The 17,387-nt window shown below is 71.3% G+C and carries 14 protein-coding genes; 5 read left to right on the top strand and 9 right to left on the bottom strand.

Features of this window, described 5'->3' with window-relative positions:
• Positions 1-120 precede the first annotated feature (120 nt).
• The 6 genes from JYK17_RS00650 to xylB form a co-directional block, all read right to left on the bottom strand.
• Positions 121-720 (bottom strand): N-acetylmuramoyl-L-alanine amidase, encoded by a 600-nt coding sequence (locus JYK17_RS00650; protein ID WP_222809539.1) that lies wholly within the window; start codon positions 718-720, stop codon positions 121-123.
• Between the two features lie 223 nt (positions 721-943).
• The gene (locus JYK17_RS00645; protein WP_222809538.1) at positions 944-1,957 is read right to left on the bottom strand and encodes an acetamidase/formamidase family protein; all 1,014 of its coding nucleotides are present in this window, start codon (positions 1,955-1,957) and stop codon (positions 944-946) included.
• Positions 1,954-3,438, bottom strand: coding sequence for an APC family permease (locus tag JYK17_RS00640; RefSeq protein WP_222809537.1), 1,485 nt, complete (start codon positions 3,436-3,438; stop codon positions 1,954-1,956). Before JYK17_RS00640 ends, JYK17_RS00645 begins: the two co-directional genes overlap by 4 nt.
• Positions 3,439-3,654: 216 nt before the next feature.
• The gene (locus JYK17_RS00635) at positions 3,655-4,203 is read right to left on the bottom strand and encodes a heme-binding beta-barrel domain-containing protein (RefSeq protein ID WP_222809536.1); all 549 of its coding nucleotides are present in this window, start codon (positions 4,201-4,203) and stop codon (positions 3,655-3,657) included.
• A 189-nt stretch (positions 4,204-4,392) separates the two neighbouring features.
• Entirely contained in the window at positions 4,393-5,601 is a 1,209-nt protein-coding gene (locus tag JYK17_RS00630) for an ROK family transcriptional regulator (RefSeq protein WP_222809535.1), read from the bottom strand.
• Positions 5,602-5,611: 10 nt separating this feature from the next.
• On the bottom strand, positions 5,612-7,057 hold the full coding sequence (gene xylB, locus JYK17_RS00625; protein ID WP_108009619.1) for a xylulokinase: 1,446 nt from the start codon (positions 7,055-7,057) through the stop codon (positions 5,612-5,614).
• 186 nt (positions 7,058-7,243) lie between these two features.
• Here xylB and xylA point away from each other — a divergent pair, with 186 nt between their 5' ends.
• Both xylA and JYK17_RS40360 read left to right on the top strand, forming a co-directional pair.
• The gene (gene xylA / locus JYK17_RS00620) at positions 7,244-8,410 is read left to right on the top strand and encodes a xylose isomerase (RefSeq protein ID WP_108009617.1); all 1,167 of its coding nucleotides are present in this window, start codon (positions 7,244-7,246) and stop codon (positions 8,408-8,410) included.
• Positions 8,411-8,641: 231 nt separating this feature from the next.
• Positions 8,642-9,190, top strand: a complete 549-nt coding sequence (locus JYK17_RS40360) for a hypothetical protein (protein WP_261995249.1) — start codon at positions 8,642-8,644, stop codon at positions 9,188-9,190.
• A gap of 21 nt (positions 9,191-9,211) precedes the next feature.
• Here JYK17_RS40360 and JYK17_RS00610 read toward each other — a convergent pair whose 3' ends face one another.
• The gene (locus tag JYK17_RS00610; protein ID WP_222809534.1) at positions 9,212-10,552 is read right to left on the bottom strand and encodes an esterase-like activity of phytase family protein; all 1,341 of its coding nucleotides are present in this window, start codon (positions 10,550-10,552) and stop codon (positions 9,212-9,214) included.
• Between the two features lie 179 nt (positions 10,553-10,731).
• Here JYK17_RS00610 and JYK17_RS00605 point away from each other — a divergent pair, with 179 nt between their 5' ends.
• Positions 10,732-11,382 (top strand): class I SAM-dependent methyltransferase, encoded by a 651-nt coding sequence (locus tag JYK17_RS00605; RefSeq protein WP_108009613.1) that lies wholly within the window; start codon positions 10,732-10,734, stop codon positions 11,380-11,382.
• A gap of 90 nt (positions 11,383-11,472) precedes the next feature.
• Here JYK17_RS00605 and JYK17_RS00600 read toward each other — a convergent pair whose 3' ends face one another.
• Together JYK17_RS00600 and JYK17_RS00595 are read right to left on the bottom strand one after the other, a co-directional pair.
• The gene (locus JYK17_RS00600; protein ID WP_108009611.1) at positions 11,473-12,756 is read right to left on the bottom strand and encodes an SWIM zinc finger family protein; all 1,284 of its coding nucleotides are present in this window, start codon (positions 12,754-12,756) and stop codon (positions 11,473-11,475) included.
• A complete protein-coding gene (locus JYK17_RS00595) occupies positions 12,753-15,644 on the bottom strand; it encodes an SCO1167/SCO6262 family helicase (protein WP_181362416.1) in 2,892 nt (963 codons plus the stop codon). The genes JYK17_RS00600 and JYK17_RS00595 overlap by 4 nt, the downstream gene beginning before the upstream one ends.
• 360 nt (positions 15,645-16,004) lie before the next feature.
• On the opposite strand from JYK17_RS00595, the gene JYK17_RS00590 reads away from it, so the two are divergent.
• Complete coding sequence (locus JYK17_RS00590; RefSeq protein WP_108009607.1) at positions 16,005-17,060, top strand: fatty acid desaturase family protein; 1,056 nt, start codon at positions 16,005-16,007, stop codon at positions 17,058-17,060.
• A 131-nt stretch (positions 17,061-17,191) separates the two neighbouring features.
• Positions 17,192-17,374, top strand: a complete 183-nt coding sequence (locus JYK17_RS00585) for a tail-anchor membrane protein (protein ID WP_108010152.1) — start codon at positions 17,192-17,194, stop codon at positions 17,372-17,374.
• The last annotated feature ends 13 nt before the right edge of the window (positions 17,375-17,387 follow it).

Here is a 17,387-nt window from a genome sequence, read left to right as displayed (position 1 = left end):
GCGTGGCAGTGCGGCTGGTGACATCGTCACTCCGGGTACGCACTCGGACAACCTTTTCGACCCAGGTCACCCCGAAGGACGGAGCTGCCGCCGAGGCCGGCGGCAGCCGTCCCGCCGCGGTCAGGCGAAGTTGACGAGTCTGATGTAGCGCGTCCAGTCCCAGAGGGGCCCGGGATCGGTGTGGTCGGTGCCCGGCACCTCGTAGTGGCCGATGATGTGTGCCCGGTCCTTCGGGAGGCCGTACTTGGTGCAGAGCGCCGCGGTGAGCTTGGCCGACTGCTCGTACAGGGCGTCGGTGAAATAGGCGGGCTGGTCCACCCAGCCCTCGTGCTCGATGCCGATGCTGCGCGTGTTGTAGTCCCAGTTGCCCGCGTGCCAGGCGATGTCGCGTTCCCGCACGCACTGCGCCACGTGTCCGTCCGCCGAGCGCACCAGGTAGTGAATGGACACCTGCTTGGCGGGGTTCTGGAAGATGGAGAGTGCGTCGGCGTATGTCTCCTGCGTGACGTGGATGACGACGTAGTCGATGGGATAGGCCGTGGGGCGGTTCGACGACGTGTAGTTGGACGTGCTGGCCGGCTGCCATTCGGCGCCGGGGTAGTCGACGGCCTGGGCCTGGGCTCCGGCCTGCGTGTCGGGAAGTAAGGCGTAGGGCACGGCGGCGAGGGCGGCGCCCTTCCGAAACCGCCGCCTGCTGGTGGTCGGTCTTGCCCGTTCCATGAAGTGCCTTTCGGTGGGGGGAGATGAATCGCCCGATGGGCTGCGGCCAGGGCGCCGCAGGTGTGGTGTTGTCCCGCGGGTGGTGCCGTATCCGCGGGGTGTGGTGCCGCCCCGCGGGGTGTTGCGCGACCCCGCAGGGCGGTGCGCGACCCCGCGGGTACGGCTGTCCCGCAGATGTGGCGCCGCCCCGCAGATGCGGCACCGTCTCGCAGGTGTGCGTGGCTCAGCCCCGCAGGGTCGCTGCGATCTCCCGCAGTTGCGCATGCATTCCGCGGTGAGTCTCGCGCGCGGGCAGCCACTCTTTGCGGATCTTGGCCACGCAGGTGTAGTTGGTGTCGCAGACGTTGGCCAGCGGCGACTCGACCGCCTGGGTCGCGAACTGGTACGCGTCCAGTTCGCTGAACCCGTAGTCGCGCACCAGCCACTGCACCAGGTCGAGCTGCGAAATACGGAACGCGTCCTCCAACGGGCGAGCCGAACCAGTCGAGACGATGTGCGTGTCCGACTCGATGCGCGGCCAAGGTGTCGCGACGCCCTTGAGCAGTTCGACGATCACGATTGTGTTCATCGCGCACTCGACGGCGACCCCGCAGGTCTCGCCTTCGCCCTGTCTGGCGTGCCCGTCGCCGAGGCTGAGCAGGGCGCCCTCCACGTTCACCCCGAGGTAGCAGGTGACGCCGGCGCGCATCTCGGGTGTGTCCATGTTCCCGCCGTGCGCGTCGGGCACGAGGGCCGAGCGGACCTCCAGATTGGCAGGGGCCACCCCCACGGTGCCGTGCATCGGGTCCATGGGCAGCTCGGCCTCGATGTCGCTGTCGTGCGCCCGGAACATGGCGGTGCGCCGCGTTCGGTCCAGCTGCCAGATCCACACGGTCTCGGGCAGCGGCGGCTGCAGGGTGGCCGTGGTGTGCGTGGAGGTGAGCGCCCCGAACAAGGGGACCGTCGTCGACGCGGCCCAGTCGCGGGCCGGTTCGATCGAGACGAAGTGCACGGCGACCGTGTCGCCCGGCTCGGCGCCCTCGACGTGGAAGGGACCCGTCTGCGGGTTGAGGAAGGGGAACTCGCAGACCTCGGACACCAGGTCCTTCTCGGACCGCACCCGCCCGGCGAAGCAGTCCTCCGTATACAGGTCGAGGACGGTGCCGGGCGCGATCCGCGCGACGGGCGGCGCGCCGCCGAACGTCCAGGCGTAGTCGCCCGGTTCGGGCCGGACGGTCAGGATGCGGGGGTCGCTCATGCTTGCGCTGCTCCGTTCTGCGAAGGACTGACGGGGGCGGGGTCGTCCAAATGGACGCGGGCGGTCTCGGCTATGCGCTCGGGGTGACGTCGCATCAGAACGAGCAGCACCACGACTCCGGCGGCCATCCACACGCCGACGATGGGACCGGCGTAGGAGACGGGAGCGGTCAGCTCGGTGACGAAGTCGAAGACGGGCAGTCCCGCGGCGGTCAGCAGGGCGGGCACGAACGCGACGATGCCGAGCAGGGGCAGCAGCAGATGACGTATGGGGCGGAACAACTCCCGTCTGCGGCGCAGGAAATACCCGGCGCAGGCGACGTTCACGACGATGTAGACGCCGATCACCACCGTGACGATCACCGTGGCCAGAAGCAGGAAGGCGGTCACCGGGTCGTAGCCCAGCCCCAGGCCCAGCACCGCGCCCACCGCCACGATGGTCTGCACGGCGATGCCGGTGGCGGGGGAGCGGTGCTTCGGATGGAGCACAGCGAAGTAGCGGGGAAGGACGCGGATGCGGGCCAGTGCGAAGGCGGTGCGCGTGGAGACATTGGCGCACGCGTTGGCGTTGGCGATCGTCGAGTTGACCACGGCCAGGAAGACCAGCACCCAGAACAGTCCGAACGACGCCCTGGCCACGCCCTCCCAGGACGCGTCGCCGGAGGCCCCGAATTTCGCGAACCTGTCCGGTCCGAAGTACACCGTCATGGCGTAGGTCGTCACCACGTAGAAGAGGCCGATGCCGAGGGCCGCGCCGAGAACCGCCCGGTGCATTGTCCGGCGCGGGTCGCGAGTCTCCTCGGCGAGCGGAGCAGCGGCCTCGAAGCCCGCGAAGGCGAGCACCGTGTACACCGATCCGGCGAAGACGCCGCTGATCCCCTCGTATCCGTCGGCCGTGTGCGAAGTGCCGAACACCGTGAGGCTGTTGTCGCCGCCCGCCTTGACGATGAGCCAGACGGCGAAGACGAGGAGGACGAGGACCTCGAAGATGCCGAGGACCGTGCCGAAGCGGGCCGAGGCGCGCACTCCGAAGTACCCTGCGGTCGCGATGATCGCGGCACCTGCAAGTGCCCAGGGCCACCACAGGTCCGCCGGATACGAGGACCATTCCTGGTGCAGGGTGCCGGCCGTGGTGAAGCCCAGTTGCAGAAGCAGCAGTGGCGGCACCAGTGCCTCCACGAACACATAGCCCCAGCCGACGAGGAAGCCGACGGTCGGATGCAGGCCCTGCGCCGCATAGGTGGACACCGAGCCCGCGGCCGGCAGCTCGCGCGCCAGCTCGGCCACGCACGACGCGGTGAACAGACAGGCCACCAGCGCGATGAGCACGGCGAGTGGCAGGCTTCCGCCGGCGAAGGCGGCACCGGACGGAATGGACGCGGCGACCGCGGCGGCCGGCGCCATGGCCGTGATGCTCTGGAACAGGACCTCGCGCAGCCCGATCGCGTCGCGCCTGAGACCTGCGACTTCGTCCCCCGACATGTGAACCCCCCTTAATTCACGCCGACTTGTCCTGTGCCACCCGACTCGACGGGTGCGTCTCGCGTGATTCACGGTACGGCGCTTGCGAGTTGGGCAGAAGGGCGTGGCGTGCTTCGGTGGACGGCGGCGCGCATGTGGAGAACTCGACCACCCGAACGGGTGAGGACCGCGAGCGTGAGCTCAGCGGTCGGCCGTGCTGGGCCGGGTCGGCGCGGCCTACCGGACGCGTCGCAGGCTCGCGGAGAGATGGTGTTGCAACGGTCGGCCGACCGCGCCGAGGTCGAAGACGAATGTGAGGGTGTCGCCGCCGGTCAAGGTGTAGCGGCGGCGGGTGGCCTCCACCTGCTTGGCGGTGGGCGTGACAGCCACTTCGTGGGTGGACAGGTCGATCGTGTCCTCGCTCGCACGGCCGACCGCGATCTCCGCGATGCCGGTGGGCTGGGTGATCAGGGCTTCCACCCGGCCGTCGGGCTGAAGCCGCCACCAGCCGCTCTCGCGGGCCGCCGGGCGCAGCGGCGCGTCGTCGGCATTCGCGTCGACCAGCCAGGCCCGGGCTTCGTAATGAAGGAAGGGCCGGCCGTCATGGCTGAAGGTGACCTCCTGCCCGTACACGAAGTCCGCGTCGAGCGTCGGATACCCGCCCTGGCCCCGCCCCCGCCAGGTACCGAGCAGACCGAGCACGGGCGTGAGCAGCGCGTGCGGTGCGGGGGTCGCGTCGGGCCGGTGGCTGTCGGGGTACGGGTGTTCCGGGGCGGGGTCGATCACGGTCGAGCTCCTCTGGGTACGGGAGTTGACGTCGGCGCTGACGCAGGGCGCAAGCCTAGGGCTTGGCCGTGGCGCCGATGCGGTACGCCGCCTCGCGGCGCCGGATCTTGCAGCAACCCGACCCGACCCGACCCGACCCGACCTGACCCGACCTGACCCGACCCGACCCGCCGGACACGGACGCCGCGATCAGCCCCGCTCGGCTACCGCCGCGGGATCGTCCAGCACCGCCCGCACCACCGACTGCGCTGCCCCAAGCAGCGGTCCTTCGGAACCCAGCCGGGACACCATCACCGGACAGGCCGGGCCCGCGCTGCGCCCTTCCAACTCGGCCTCCAGCGTCGGCAGCAGCCAGGGTGCGAGCCCGGCCAGTGCGCCGCCGAGCACGACGCTCTCGGGGTCCAGCAGATTCACCGCTCCGGTCAGCGCGATGCCGAGCGCCGTGCCCGCGTCGCGCAGCGCGCCCCGTACGTTCTCGTCGCCCTCGGCGGCCCGGTTCGCGAGCAGCCCGACGTGGTCCTCGCCAGGCTCCAGACCGGCGGCGCGCAGCACCGCCTCCTCACCGGCGTACTGCTCCAGGCAGCCGCGCCCGCCGCACGGGCATGCGGGCCCCTCCGGTCGCACCGGCACATGCCCCAACTCGCCCGCGAAGCCGCGCGTGCCGCGCAGCAGCCCGCCGGCCACCACGACCGCCGCGCCGATACCGATCTCCGCCGAGACGTGCAGAAAGTCCTGGGGAGTGCGCTCGCCGAGCCAGAGTTCGGCGAGCGCACCGAAGTTGGCCTCGTTGTCGACGGTCAGCGGGATGTCGGCGGGCAGCAGGGCACCGAGGTCGGTGTCGTGCCAGTCGAGGTTCGGCGCGCGTACGACGGTCCGGGCGTCGCGGGCCACCAGACCCGGCACCGCCACCGCGAGCCCAGCAGGCCACAGCCGCTCACCCTCCGCTTCGGCGACGACCCGGCGTACGAGCGCGGTGAGCTCTTCGAGCACCGGCTCGGGGGCGCGACCGCGGTTCGCGCCGTGCCGCACGGCACGCGCGCGTACCCGTCCCCGCAGATCGACCGCGCAGACCGCGAGATGATCCACACCGACCTCGGCGCCTATCCCGGCCGGACCGTGTCCGCTGACGGCGAGCGCCGAGCCTGGACGGCCCACCCGCCCGGGCCGCTCGGGACCCAGCTCGTCCAGCAGTCCCGTACGGATCAGCTCGTCGACCAGAGTCGACACCGCAGCCCGGGTGAGGCCGATGCGCGAGGCGACGGCCGCGCGGGAGAGCGGCCCATCGGCGCTGACGGTGTGCATCACCCGGGCGAGATTGCGGCGGCGCATGCCCTGCTGGGTGTCGGACAGCACTCGTCCGGGGCCGGACGGGTGGGCCTCGTGCAGCGGTGCGGTCATGCCCCCGTCCTCAATGGCTGTCCGTGCTCCGCTCCAGCAGCGGGGCCGCGTCGGAGAGTACCCCGGCGATCCTCGCCAGCGTCTCCTCGTCCCGTTCCACCGCGTCCAGCACCGGGCCGGCGGCCGTGTTCCAGCGCCGGGCGACCGCGGCCGGGTCCTCGCCGGTCAGGAGGCCCGCTGCCTGCGCGGCGGCGCCGAGCGCGACCAGTTCCTTGGCCTGCGGGACCTGGACCGGGCGGCCCGACAGCCGACGTACGGTCTCCTGCCAGGCCGTGCCGCGGGCGCCGCCGCCGATCAGCAGCAGCGGGACAGAACGGTCCGCGTCCTCGTCGAGGACCAGGTCGAGCGCGCCCAGCAGCGAGTGCACGGCGCCGTCGTAGGCGGCCTGCAGCAGCTGACCGCCGGTGGTGTCGTGGCGCAGCCCGTGCAGCAGACCGGAGGCGTCCGGGAGGTTGGGGGTGCGTTCCCCGTCCAGGTACGGCAGGAGGGTCACGCCGGTGGTGGGCTCGACGGCCTCACGGTCCAGGTTCAGCAGCGTGGCGACGCGGTCGACGGCGAGCGTGCAGTTCAGCGTGCAGGCCAGGGGCAGCCAGTCCCCGTGGGCGTCGGCGAAGCCCGCCACGGTGCCGGTCGGGTCGGCGGGGCGCCGCTTGCTGACGGCGTACACCGTGCCCGAGGTGCCGAGACTGAGCACCGGGGTGCCCGGGCGCAGCCCGAGGCCCATCGCGGCGGCGGCGTTGTCGCCGGTACCCGGAGCGACCAGAGTGCCCTTGGAGAACGGCAGGCCGTGGATGTCGCGCACGGTGCCCGCCACCTCGCCCGGCCGGACCACACGCGGCAGCAGCGCGGGATCCAGGCCCACATGCGCGAGGGTCTCCTCGTCGTACGACTCCGTCCCCGAAGCCCACCAGCCGGTGCCCGAGGCGTCCCCGCGGTCGGTGGTGCCCTGCCCCGTGAGGCGCTCGGTGAGGTAGTCGTGGGGCAGGCGCACCGCCTTGGTCGCGCGGATCGCCTCCGGTTCGTTCTCGGCGAGCCACGCCCACTTGGTGACCGTGAACGAGGGGCCGGGCACGCTTCCGGCGCGCTCCGCCCAGGCCTTGGGGCCGCCCAGCTCCTCGACCAGGCGGCGGGCCTGCGGCGCCGAGCGCACGTCGTTCCACAGCAGGGCGGGGCGGACCGGCTCGCCCTGCTCGTCGAGTGTGACGAGGCCGTGCTGCTGCCCGCCGATCGAGACCGCGGACGCCTCGTGCGCGGCCTCGCCGCACTGGTGCAGGGCCTCGCACAGGGCGTCCCACCACTGGCGCGGGTCGCTCTCGCGGCCGGCTCCGGAGGAGACGGTGTGCGGCGCCTGGCCGCTTGCGACGACCTGGCCGGTGGCCGCGTCGACGACGAGCGCCTTGGTGGACTGGGTGGACGTGTCCACGCCGACGACGAGCGGACCCTCGGCTGCTGACATCGGGCTCTCCCTTTTACGCGGCTCTCTTGCGCGGCTCTGCGAGACGAAGACTGGGGCTGTGAGGTGACAAAGACATCTTGTCTCTTCCCAGAGCTGCGTCCGCATACTAATTTGTAAACTGCCATGACGAAATAGTCGGAGCAAGTGATCCGAAGCAAGTACGTCGAAGCAGCAAGGAGCCGCGGCATGAACTACCAGCCCACCCCCGAGGACAGGTTCACCTTCGGCCTGTGGACTGTCGGCTGGCAGGGAAGGGACCCGTTCGGCGACGCCACGCGGCGTGCCCTCGACCCGGTCGAGTCGGTGCAGCGCCTGAGCGAGCTCGGCGCCTACGGCGTCACCTTCCACGACGACGACCTGATCCCCTTCGGGTCCTCGGACACCGAGCGCGAGTCGCACATCAAGCGCTTCCGCCAGGCTCTCGACACGACCGGCATGACCGTGCCGATGGCCACCACCAACCTCTTCACGCACCCCGTCTTCAAGGACGGCGCGTTCACCGCGAACGACCGCGACGTGCGCCGTTACGCGCTGCGAAAGACCATCCGCAACATCGACCTCGCCGTCGAGCTCGGCGCCAAGACCTACGTCGCCTGGGGCGGCCGCGAGGGCGCCGAGTCCGGCGCCGCCAAGGACGTGCGCGTCGCCCTCGAGCGCATGAAGGAGGCCTTCGACCTCCTCGGCGAGTACGTGATCTCCCAGGGCTACGACCTGAAGTTCGCGATCGAGCCCAAGCCCAACGAGCCGCGCGGCGACATCCTGCTGCCCACCGTCGGCCACGCCCTCGCCTTCATCGAGCGCCTGGAGCGCCCGGAGATGTACGGCGTCAACCCCGAGGTCGGCCACGAGCAGATGGCCGGGCTGAACTTCCCGCACGGCATCGCGCAGGCCCTGTGGGCGGGCAAGCTCTTCCACATCGACCTCAACGGCCAGTCCGGCATCAAGTACGACCAGGACCTGCGCTTCGGTGCCGGCGACCTGCGCGCCGCGTTCTGGCTGGTCGACCTCCTGGAGACCGCCGGCTACGAGGGCCCCCGCCACTTCGACTTCAAGCCGCCGCGGACCGAGGACCTCGACGGCGTGTGGGCGTCGGCCGCGGGCTGCATGCGCAACTACCTGATCCTCAAGGACCGTGCGGCCGCCTTCCGTGCCGACCCGGAGGTGCAGGAGGCCCTGCGCGCCTCGCGCCTGGACCAGCTCGCCCAGGCGACCGCCTCGGACGGTCTGCAGTCCCTGCTGGCCGATCGCAGCGCCTTCGAGGAGTTCGACCCCGAGGCGGCCGCCGCGCGCGGGATGGCCTTCGAGCACCTCGACCAGCTGGCCATGGACCACCTGCTGGGGGTCCGCGGCTGAACGCACGCACGCGTGCGTGGGCCGAGCGACGTCCACGCGCGCGTGCACGGTGTTCACGCACCCTGGTGCCCGCGCGTGCCCGGTGTCCGTGACAGAGCTGCACGCGCACGCGCGTGAGCGATCTCCGTGCGGAATGCTCCGGAATCATGCGGTCCAGGCCATGGATCCGTATCAAGTTCCGTACGGGGGTCGCCTCCTGCCCGGAGTGCGGCGACTCTGGACGGTATGGCCATGCCGCCCGTACCGCCTCAGCCGCCCGGGCCGCCGGGTGACACGCCGCCTCCGGGCGGCGGCTTCGGACCGCCTCCCGACAACTACGGCTCCGGCCATGGAGCAGGAGGGGGCTACGGGACCGGAGGTGGGTACGGCCCTCCGCCGGGAAGCAACGAGCCGCCCACCTACGCTGACTGGCAGCCGCCGCAGCCGCCGCAGCCGCCGCAGCCGCCGCAGCCGCCGCAGCCGCCGCAGCCGCCGCAGCCGCCGCAGCCGCCCAGGAGGCGCCGCAACCCGCTCGTCCTCGCCCTGATCGGCCTCGTGGCGATCGCTGCCGTGGTCGTAGTCGTCCTGATGGCGTCCGGGAACGACGACTCGCCCGACAAGAAGGGGCCCGGAGGCGCGAGCACCGGCCCCTCGTCCAAGCCGTCGCTGAGCATCCCGACGGAGCTGCCGAGCAGACTGCCCAGCGAGCTGCCGTCGAAGTTGCCCAGCGAACTGCCCAGTGAGATCCCGAGCGGCCTGGAATCACTCATTCCGTCCCTGGGGGACATCGAACTGCCGTGACCGCCCGACCGGTCGCGGTGGTCAGATGCCGTGCGGCAGCCGCACGTACGTCACCGTCGTCTCGATCCCGCTGTCGACCAGCCGGCCCTGCGCGTCGAACGCGCCCGCGCCGTCCGTCATGCCGAAGTCGTTGTCGTTGACGAGGGCGAGCGTGTCGTGGTCCACGCGCGCGATGCCCTCGATCTTCCCGGGCACCCCCGCGACCTTGCCCAGGTCGACGACCAGCCGCTTGCGCAGCACCGGCACGCCCGAGGCCGCCGGGTCCTCGAGCTGCTCCAGCGACGGGGACGTCGTGTCGTCGTCGTATGAGCCACCGAGGATGTTCGCGCGCCGGTCCAGCTTCACCAGCTGCAGTCGCGCGGCCCTGTCGGTGCGCTCCTCCACGAGCAGCCGGTCGCCGCCCACGGCGACCACCGAGGAGATCTTCAGCTCCGAGGTGTCGTCCTCGCTCGGGTCCACCACGTTCACCGGGTCGAAGCGGTACGCGTACTCGGCGGTGACCGCCTTCTTCCTCGGCGAGAAACGCAGCAGACGCGTGGTGCGCGACGCGTCGCCCGCATCTTCGTCCGGCAGCGACAGCGGGCTCTGCAGGGCCATCACCAGGTCACCGCCCGGCAGTTGGGCGAGCCCCTCGAATCCGCGGTTGATCTTCCGGTGCAGCAGGATCGCGGGCAGCGCCTCCACCACCGGGTAGTCGGTGCCCGTGAGGTTCAGCCCCTCGGGCACGTAACGCGTGAGCACCCTCCCGCGCGCTGAGACATGCACCAAGGAGGGCCCGTACTCGTCGACGAGCCAGAAACCTCCGTCCTTCGCCCGCACGATGCCCTCGGTGTCCAGCCCGTTCGGGTTGTACGACAGCGGCTTGGAGGCGTCGTAGGAGTACGGCGCCTCGTCGCGGCTCGCCTGGTTCGACAGGCCGGTGACGGCCTTGCCCGACGAGGTGGTGATCGGGATCGCGTCCAGCACATTCACGGTGTCGCCGGACACCCGGATCTTCACGATCGCCGGATCGAAGCCCGGCACCGGGAAGGTGCGGCGCTTCGTGCCGTCCACCTTGATCTGGCCGTTGGGGCCGCGGTCGGTCACCGTCCAGAACTCGCCCTTGCGGCCCGCCGGATAGACGTCACTGCCGATGCCGCCGAGGTCGACGCCCCGGTCGTCGTCCACCGTCCCGGGCAGCAGCGCATTGCTGAAGGCGCCGAGAGGAATGTCGCCGAGCGTCGCGGTGCGGACGACGTGCGCCTCCTGCGACGCCGCACTGGCGGGCGGACAGGCCGCGACAAGGGCCGCGATCACAGCAAGCGGAACGCCGGCTGCGACGGAGCGCCGGACCTGCGGCCGACCGGTGGCGTGCGGGGACATCGAGCCTCCTGAGGAGCAACTGTGTTGACAGCGGTTACATTCGGGCCCTGCGGCGAACGTGTCGCCACCGGAGGGTGAACACGGGGCGTCGGGTTTCGGAGCACACGGGCTACCGCAGCAGGCCGAGCGGCAAAAAACAGTTCGCAAGGACCTTCCACCGCTGGCTACGTTCACGCAGCGTGGACACCGAGGAGCCCAAGAACCCCGAGGACCCCAAAGACATCGTCCGGCGCGGGTACGACGCCGTCTCCCGGCTCTACGACGACGCCTACGGGTCCGACACCAAGTACCAGGTACTGCTCGGCGAACTGTGCCGGGCGATCCCGGCCGGCAGCGCGGTACTGGACATCGGATGCGGAAGTGGGGTGCCGGTCGCGCGGGATCTCGTGGCCGCCGGTCACCGGGTCACCGGCATGGACATCAGCGAGGTGCAGATCAGCAGGGCCCGGGAGCGGGTGCCGCAGGCGCAGTTCATTCACGGTGACGCCACCGCAGCCGCCTTCGAGCCCGCCTCCTTCGACGCCATCGTCTCCCTGTACGCCCTCATCCACATTCCGCTGATGGAGCAGCCGCCACTGCTGCGGAGAATCGCCCAATGGCTGCGTCCGGGCGGCTGGTTCGTGGCCACCACTGGACACGCCGCCTGGACCGGAACCGAGCCGAACTGGCTCGGCGGTGGGGCGCCGATGTGGTGGAGTCACGCGGACGCCGCGACCAGCCGCGCCTGGATCCGCGAGGCCGGACTGACCGTGGAGCGGGAGGAGTTCCTGCCCGAGGGCGACTCGGGACACGCCCTGTTCTGGGCCCGGCGCCCCACCGGGCAGGACTGAGCCACCACCCGATGGGGCGCCGGTCGCCCGTGAACAGCCTGCCGCACCTTCTGTACGGCTCAGACGGGCTCCTGCCCGGCTCTGCCCGGCTCAGACGGGCTCCGCCCCGCCCACCGCCTCCATCGACGCCAGAGCGGTCGCCGGGTCCTGGCAGGCGGCTCCCGCGGGCATCCAGCGACCCCGCTCCTTGCGATACGGCCACCACCGCCCGTCCCGCCCCAGGCGCAGCTGGGTTGAGGCGCCGACGACCGTCCAGCGGTTGCCCTTCGCTCTCAGCGACGGCCGTTCGTCCTCGTCCCAGGTGGACTCCAGCGCGGCACGCGCACGTGCGAGCGTTTCACCCCTGACGGCCCACTCCTCCTCCAGCACGGACAGCGCGGCCGCACCTCCGAGGCACCACGCGCGCGTGGCGCGCGCCAACCCCTCCCGATCCCGCGCCGACCCGTCGGCCAGCCGGTCCGCCACCGCCCTCCCGGGCCCTCCCGCCGACAGCCGCACAGCATCCTGTCCGACCGTCAACTCCCCTTCGGGAGGCAGCTGTTCCGCATCAAAACGAAGAGCCCTGGCAAGCAGACGATGGGCCTCCACTGCGGTCTGCGCGGCCAGGTGCCGCAAGGCGTCCGGGTCGACGCCCGGCCCGGGCGGCGTCTCGGTGTCCAGGGACGGCGGTGTACCGGCTTCCGGGGGCAGCTCCGGGGGAGGGGGCAGCGGCGGCAGGATGTCGGCGCTCCTGTAGGCCTCGACCGCGTCCACACCTTCCGGCTCCGAGGAAGCGTCGGTGCGCCGGGTGCTGCGGGCCTGCAGGTCGTCGAGCAGGGTGTGTTCGCCACGCCCGCGCATCATCAGCAGCACGAACGGATCCTGGTCCAGCAGCCGCGCCACCTGGTAGCACAGGGCCGCTGTGTGCCCGCAGTGGTCCCAGGCGCCGCAGTCGCACTCCGGCTCCAGATCGCCCAGGCCGGGCAGGAGTTCGATGCCCGCGGCCGCCGCGTCCTCCACCAGATACGGCGGCATCTCGCGGTCCAGCAGCGCCGCGACGTGTCCCGCCCGCTCGACGGTCATGTCCAGGAAACGGTCCCACTGTTCGCCGTCCAGCTCCTCCAGCAGGACGTCGGCCCGGTGCGCCGTGCGATCACTGCCCTGGACCACGGCCGTGATCCGCCCCGGGCGCACGGAAACCGCGCCCACGGCTCCCGCGCGCGCGAGCCTGCGCCCCGCCTTCAGCTGCTGTGTGTCGAGCGCCGTGTCCTCCAGCGCCTTCAGCCAGGCCTGACCCCACCAGGTGCCCGCGAACCCCCGCCCGTGCGCGGGCGGCAGCGCGGCGAAGGTGCGTTCCACGTCCCGGTGATCGCGTTCCATGTCCTCGTGGTTCATCGCCCGCCCCCTCGCAGTTCCACCAGATCGGCCAGTTCGGCGTCCGTCAGCTCCGTGAATGCCGCCTCGCCGATGCCCAGGACCGCGTCTGCCAGTTCCTGCTTGCGGCCGAGCATGTCGGCGATGCGGTCCTCGACCGTCCCCTCCGCGATCAGCCGATGCACCTGCACGGGCCGGGTCTGGCCAATGCGGTACGCGCGGTCGGTGGCCTGCGCCTCGACCGCGGGGTTCCACCAGCGGTCATAGTGCACGACATGCTCGGCCCGGGTCAGGTTCAGACCCGTGCCCGCGGCCTTCAACGACAGCAGGAACACCGGGACTTCGCCGTCCTGGAAGCGCCGCACCATCGCCTCGCGCTCAGCGACGGGCGTCCCTCCGTGCAGGAACTGCGAGCCGACGCCGCGGGCCGTCAGATGACGCTCGATGATGCGCGCCATGCGCACGTACTGCGTGAAGACCAAAACGCTCGCCCCCTCGGAGAGGACGGTGTCGAGCAGCTCGTCCAGCAGCTCCAGTTTCCCCGAGCGGCCGGGAATGCGCGGGCGCTCCTCCTTGAGGTAGTGCGCCGGGTGGTTGCAGATCTGCTTCAGCCCCGTCAGGAGCTTCATGACCAGCCCTCGGCGCGCCATGGAGTCGGCGCCGGAGATCTCCGCCAGCGTCTCGCGCACCACCGCCTCGTACAGCCCCGCCTGTTCCTTCGTCAGGGACACCGCACGGTCCGTCTCGGTCTTCGGCGGCAGCTCCGGCGCGATCCCCGGGTCCGACTTGCGGCGCCGCAGCAGGAACGGGCTCACCAGCCGGGAGAGTCGCTCGGCGGCGGCCGGGTCCTGACCGCCCTCGACGGCCTGCGCGTACCGCGCGCGGAAGGTGCCGAGCCGGCCCAGCAGCCCCGGGGTCGTCCAGTCGAGGATCGCCCACAGCTCCGAGAGGTTGTTCTCCACCGGGGTGCCGGTCAGCGCCACGCGCGCGCGTGCACCGATCGACCGCAGCTCCCGCGCGGTCGCCGAGTACGGGTTCTTGACGTGCTGCGCCTCGTCCGCCACGACCATACCCCACTGCGCATCGCCGAGCCTGCGCGCGTCCAGGCGCATCGTCCCGTACGTGGTGAGCAGGAACTCCCCGTCGGCCAGGCCCTCCAGGCTGCGCCGAGACCCATGGAAGCGGCGCACGGGTGTGCCGGGCGCGAACCGCTCGATCTCGCGCTGCCAGTTGCCCATCAGGGATGTCGGGCACACCACGAGCGTCGGACCGGCCGTCGCGGCAGCGCTCTGCCTGTGCAGATGCAGCGCGATCAGCGTGATGGTCTTGCCAAGCCCCATGTCGTCGGCCAGACAGCAGCCGAGCCCCAGGGACGTCATCCGGGCCAGCCAACTCAGACCTCGCCGCTGGTAGTCGCGCAGCGTGGCCGCGAGTGCGGCGGGCTGTGCGACCGGCTCCTGTGCCTCCGGGGCCGCGAGCCGCTCCCTGAGGCTCGCCAGCCACCCCGTGGGGTCCACCTCGATCCGGCGCCCGTCGATCTCCGCCGAGCCCGTCAGCGCGGCACCGAGCGCCTCGATGGTGCTGAGCTTGCGGTCCTGCTGGGTACGGACGCGCTGCATCTCCTGCGGGTCGACCAGGACCCACTGCCCGCGCAGGCGCACCACGGGGCGGTTGGCCTCGGCGAGTCGGTCCAACTCCTCGCGCGTGAGCCGCTGGTCGCCCAGCGCGAACTGCCAGTTGAAGGCGAGCAGCGCGTCGGCGGAGAGGAACGACGGCGCCTGCGAGACGGCCCGCCCGCTCGACGGCTTCTCGTCCGACGGCTCCTCCTCCGGCGGGCCGATCACCGCGCGGCCGGTCAGCCCGCGGGCCAGTTCCTTCGGCCAGTGCACGTCGACTCCGGCCCCGGCCAGCGCCCGGGAACCGTGTCCGAGGAGTTCGGTGACCTCCTCGTCGGCGAGTTCGACGGCATCCGGCACGCTCGCCGAGAGCAGGGGCGCCAGCGGCGGCCAGGTCCGGGCGGCGCGGCGCAGCGCCAGCAGTGCGTCCATACGCGCGCGTGGACCGAATGCAGCGGCTGCGTCCCCGGAACCTCCCCCGTCCGAGGACCCGCCCCAGATGTCAGCAGCGTCCGCCATCAGCGTCGGATCGCTGACACTGTGCACCTGCAGCACCGCCCGGAACGGCACTGCGGCGGCGTCCCGCGTCAGATCGGCAAGACCGGGCACCTCGACCCGCAGCGAGAGCCGTACGCCCGCGTCATGGCCCGCGGCGACATCGGCGGCCCACGCGCGCTGCTCGGGCATGTGCTGCGGCTTCTGCGCCGCATAGGCGGGCCCGCCCGTCACGAGCGGGGCGGCGGGGGAGCGCGGGAGGGTGTCGGCCACCGCATTCAGGAAGGCGCGCAGCAGCCGCTCCGCATCGGGCAACCGGGGCGGTCCGGCGTCGTCCAGGGGGACTGCGTGCGCCTCAGGCGGCATCGCGGCGGCCAATCGGCGTACGCGCTCGATGTCCTCCAAGGGCAGGGGGCCGACCCGCCACGCGTCGTGGTCACCGGGGGACAGGCCGGGCAGCAGCAGCCCGCGCGCCACGCACTGCAGGGCCAGGACCGTGGCCGCACCCCAGAAGGCGGCTCCTCGGTGTCCGTGCGCATCGGTACGCGCGCGCGTGAGGACCGGCAACGCGGCCCGCACCGGAAGCAGGACGGCAGCAACCCGTGCCGTATCGACACCCTCGCCGCACGGCAGGACGACATTCAGGTCCTCGACGGACCCAGAGGCGATGCCCGAAGGGGCGTCGCCATCGGGTCGCCAGAAAGCGACCCGGCCGCTGCGGGCCGGGTCTCCGGGCAGGAAAACGGCACTGCAGCGGACCAGTTCAGAGATCTCGGACGGTGTTGCCGCGGGGAACATCTGCACAGCGAAGCCGCGCTCCTCAAATTTGACTACCCAGTCGGGGCCGCCGAGGGTACATCAATTTTTCCGGTCACGGGCATCGCCTCGTCTGTCCGTGGTCAGCGCCATCTGCCGTCGGAGGACGCGGCGCGCCCCGGACGTAGCAACGCGCCGGCATTGGGACCGCTGTACTCCCGCCATCCGTGCCGACGTACCCCCGACATGCCCACCGTCGTACCCCGGGGTGTTGCCAGCCCCCCTGTCTGCCACGGGCTGGCCCCCTCCCCTACCCGGGGGATGGCGTCATGGCCGCCGTAGGTCGTCAGCTCATACGTTTTCACAGGTCAGCTCGTTGCCCGAGAGAGCCGGAGACCGGACATGCCCGAGCCCACCACAGCCGTCGCCGAACCGTTGCGGGGAACAGCGGACGGCCTGTCCGGGGGAAGCGACTTCGCGCCCCTTCTGCGCACGGTCCGGGGCCAGGGTCTCCTGGAACGACGCCCCCTCTGGTACGCGCTGCGCATCGCCGTCAACGCGATCGCACTGGCCGCCATCGTCACGGGCGTCGTCCTCATAGGCAACTCGTGGTGGTCGCTCCTCCTGGCCCCGCTCCTGGCGGTGTTCTGCGCACGCACGGCCTTCATAGGGCACGATGCGGGCCACTCCCAGATCACCGCCGACAAGTCGGCCGCCCGCGCGATCGGCCTCGTCCACGGCAACCTGCTGCTGGGCATGAGCTACGCCTGGTGGAACGACAAGCACAACCGCCACCACGCCAACCCCAACCACATCGACAAGGATCCGGACGTCGTCGCCGACGTCCTGGTCTTCACTGGTGAACAGGCCAAGGTGCGGTCGGGTTTCCGACGCTGGCTGACCCGCAACCAGGCCTGGCTCTTCTTCCCCCTGACCCTCCTCGAAGGCGTCGCCCTGAAGGTCCACGGCTTCAGGGATCTGCGCCGGCAGCCTCTTCGAGAGCGCATCGTCGAGGGACTGCTCCTGCTGGCCCACGTCTTCATGTACGCGACCCTGCTGCTCACGTCGATGTCCCCGGCCAAGGCGCTCGTCTTCGCCGCCCTCCACCACATGCTGTTCGGCCTGCACCTGGGGATGGCCTTCGCGCCCAACCACAAGGGCATGGAAATGCCCGACCCGAACGGCGAAAGGTGGGGCCATCTGCGCCGGCAGGTGCTGACCTCGCGCAACATCCGCGGCAGCCTGTTGACCGACTGGTTCCTCGGCGGTCTCAACTACCAGATCGAGCATCACCTCTTTCCCAGCATGCCCCGCCCGCATCTGCGGCTCGCCCAACCACTGGTGCGCGCGCACTGCCTGGGGTTGGGTGTTCCCTATGCGGAGACCGGGCTCGTCGACTCCTACCGGCAGGCACTGCGTCATCTGCACGAGGTGGGCGAGCCGCTCAGGGCGGAATGATCGAGCGGGCTCTCAGGGGCGCGTCGGGGTTGCGCATCAGGGACGTCTCAGGGTCGCGGTCCGGAACCGTCGGCGGCCCGGGCCCGTTTTCAGGACAGAGAGCGGCAGTGGCCGCGAAGGAGGCGACGCACATGTCGAAGAACGCGAAGATCGCCGCAGGGGGTGTGGCGGTCGGGCTCATCCTGCTGATCTGGCTGCCGTGGTGGGCCTCGCTCCTGATAGTCCTGGGAGTGCCGACCGCCGCGTACCTCATGCTGGACCCCTCGCAGCGGCGCAGGCTGCGTCGCGTCACCCGCAAGGAGCTCGGTCGCTGACACCCAACCCGCG

It is taken from the genome of Streptomyces plumbidurans (genome assembly GCF_019857225.1).
Taxonomy (GTDB): domain Bacteria; phylum Actinomycetota; class Actinomycetes; order Streptomycetales; family Streptomycetaceae; genus Streptomyces; species Streptomyces plumbidurans.
Note: the sequence above shows the minus strand (reverse complement) of the source record. Positions and strands in the feature narration are given on the sequence as shown.

What these genes read in the sequence shown, in the direction of transcription:
- JYK17_RS00650 (WP_222809539.1), bottom strand. Translation starts at nt 720, where the DNA reads ATGGAACGGGCAAGACCGACCACCAGCAGGCGGCGGTTTCGGAAGGGC.
- JYK17_RS00645 (WP_222809538.1), bottom strand. Translation starts at nt 1,957, where the DNA reads ATGAGCGACCCCCGCATCCTGACCGTCCGGCCCGAACCGGGCGACTAC.
- JYK17_RS00640 (WP_222809537.1), bottom strand. Translation starts at nt 3,438, where the DNA reads ATGTCGGGGGACGAAGTCGCAGGTCTCAGGCGCGACGCGATCGGGCTG.
- JYK17_RS00630 (WP_222809535.1), bottom strand. Translation starts at nt 5,601, where the DNA reads ATGACCGCACCGCTGCACGAGGCCCACCCGTCCGGCCCCGGACGAGTG.
- xylB (WP_108009619.1), bottom strand. Translation starts at nt 7,057, where the DNA reads ATGTCAGCAGCCGAGGGTCCGCTCGTCGTCGGCGTGGACACGTCCACC.
- xylA (WP_108009617.1), top strand. Translation starts at nt 7,244, where the DNA reads ATGAACTACCAGCCCACCCCCGAGGACAGGTTCACCTTCGGCCTGTGG.
- JYK17_RS40360 (WP_261995249.1), top strand. Translation starts at nt 8,642, where the DNA reads ATGCCGCCCGTACCGCCTCAGCCGCCCGGGCCGCCGGGTGACACGCCG.
- JYK17_RS00610 (WP_222809534.1), bottom strand. Translation starts at nt 10,552, where the DNA reads ATGTCCCCGCACGCCACCGGTCGGCCGCAGGTCCGGCGCTCCGTCGCA.
- JYK17_RS00600 (WP_108009611.1), bottom strand. Translation starts at nt 12,756, where the DNA reads ATGAACCACGAGGACATGGAACGCGATCACCGGGACGTGGAACGCACC.
- JYK17_RS00595 (WP_181362416.1), bottom strand. Translation starts at nt 15,644, where the DNA reads ATGTTCCCCGCGGCAACACCGTCCGAGATCTCTGAACTGGTCCGCTGC.
- JYK17_RS00590 (WP_108009607.1), top strand. Translation starts at nt 16,005, where the DNA reads ATGCCCGAGCCCACCACAGCCGTCGCCGAACCGTTGCGGGGAACAGCG.
- JYK17_RS00585 (WP_108010152.1), top strand. Translation starts at nt 17,192, where the DNA reads ATGTCGAAGAACGCGAAGATCGCCGCAGGGGGTGTGGCGGTCGGGCTC.